Genomic DNA, 239 nt, shown 5'->3' with positions numbered 1-239 from the left:
TTCCTGAACCCCGGCCAACCCGCCCGCACCCCGTTCATCACCGAACAACTCGCCGGCACCACCGGACCCGTCATCGCCGTGTCCGACTACATGAAAGCCGTCCCCGACCAAATCCGCCAATTCATCCCCAACGACTTCGCCTCCCTCGGAGCAGACGGCTTCGGCTTCTCCGACACCCGCCAAGCCGCACGCCGCTACTTCAAAAACGACACCCACTCCATCGTCGCCAAAACCCTCCA

Annotated in this window: 1 protein-coding gene; it reads left to right on the top strand. The window is 63.2% G+C overall.

All coding sequences use genetic code 11. From position 1 onward, the window contains the following. A partial coding sequence (locus AC6CH8_RS22870) for a transketolase-like TK C-terminal-containing protein (RefSeq protein WP_498192468.1) occupies positions 1–239 on the top strand: 239 nt, incomplete at both ends.

This window comes from Paenarthrobacter sp. GQ52 (assembly GCF_059759005.1).
Note: the sequence above shows the minus strand (reverse complement) of the source record. Positions and strands in the feature narration are given on the sequence as shown.